The 1,207-nt window shown below is 54.8% G+C and carries 1 protein-coding gene; it reads right to left on the minus strand.

All coding sequences use genetic code 11. The features are described 5' to 3' along the window. Positions 1-190: 190 nt before the first annotated feature. Positions 191-1,129 carry a substrate-binding domain-containing protein gene (locus tag AC6CHM_RS25090; protein ID WP_498176064.1) on the minus strand — a complete coding sequence of 313 codons (939 nt, stop codon included), beginning with the start codon at positions 1,127-1,129 and terminating at the stop codon, positions 191-193. Between the last annotated feature and the right edge of the window lie 78 nt (positions 1,130-1,207).

Here is a 1,207-nt window from a genome sequence, read left to right on the forward strand (position 1 = left end):
AACAAGGGCAATGCCGACAAGCACCAGTGCCATAGACATCTCGCTGCGAAACTTGCGCTTCGCAACCCGCTTCTCCGCCACAACAGTGGCTCCAGGTGTTGTCGTCATTGTGCTGAACCTTCTGCTTTTTGTGTATCGACGCGTTGGCTGCAGATGTGCCTTGAGCAGCACACCTGCAGCAAGTCGGCGATCAGTTCTTGGCGAGGTACTTTTCGACGTTTGCCGGGGTTACGAGTTCGTAGGGTATCCACATCGGCGATACGACGTTCTCGCCTTTGGCAAGCTTGATAGCCGCGTCGACTGAACCGGCGCCCTGTCCCAGTGCGTCCTGGAACACTGTGACGTGAAGCTCACCATTTTTCATGTAATGCATTGCTTCTTTCGTGGCATCGATGCCCGCGACGAGGACATCGTTCATATTCCAACCGGCAGCTTTCAGCGAGTTAACCGCGCCGATGGCCATTTCGTCGTTGTTGGCAAGCACAGCCACCGGCTTGTAGCCCGCAGTGATCCAGTTCGTCATCAAGTCCTGGGCCTTAACCGGATCCCAGTTGGCCGACTGCTCATCGATTATCTTTATGAAGTTGCATTCCGACTTGGCTGCGACGTCATGGATCGCCTTGCTGCGCAACACTGCCGTCTCGTTTGCCAGGATGCCCTGGATGATGAGGATGCCTGCATCTTGCGTCTTTCCCTGTTCCTTCAGAACACGGCAGACTTCCTGTGCTTGCAAAGTGCCAGCAACATACTCATCCGAGCCGACAAATGCCGCCTTCGGCCCGAGATCCTTCACGTCGCTCGGCGTGTTGTTGACGTAGACGAGTGGAATGCCAGCATCTGCAGCGATCTTTGTCATCGTCGGCGTCGCCGAGGTTTCCACCGTGTTGACGACAATTGCATCGACACCGGCGGCGATGAAGTTCTGTACCTGCGATAGCTGCTTGTTGACGTCGCCTTCGGCAAATTCGATCTGCAGGGGTTGGTTTAGCTTTGCAGCTTCGTCCTTCATGCCCTGCACCAGAACCGCCAGGTTCGAGTCGCTATGGGAAATCGTAACGCCGATGTCTCCGGCGTAGGCAACTGAAGTTGCGAGCGCCAAAATCGCAGTTCCAATGATCATTCGCTTCATGTCGTATTCCCCTTTTTCTTGGTTAAGTGTCCGGAAGCACCTAGAATTATCCGGACCGTCCTTCTCCATTAAGGACGG

It is taken from the genome of Phyllobacterium sp. GQ127 (assembly GCF_059758635.1).

Coding starts and splice junctions, on each gene's coding strand:
- AC6CHM_RS25090 (WP_498176064.1), bottom strand. CDS start 1,129: ATGAAGCGAATGATCATTGGAACTGCGATTTTGGCGCTCGCAACTTCA.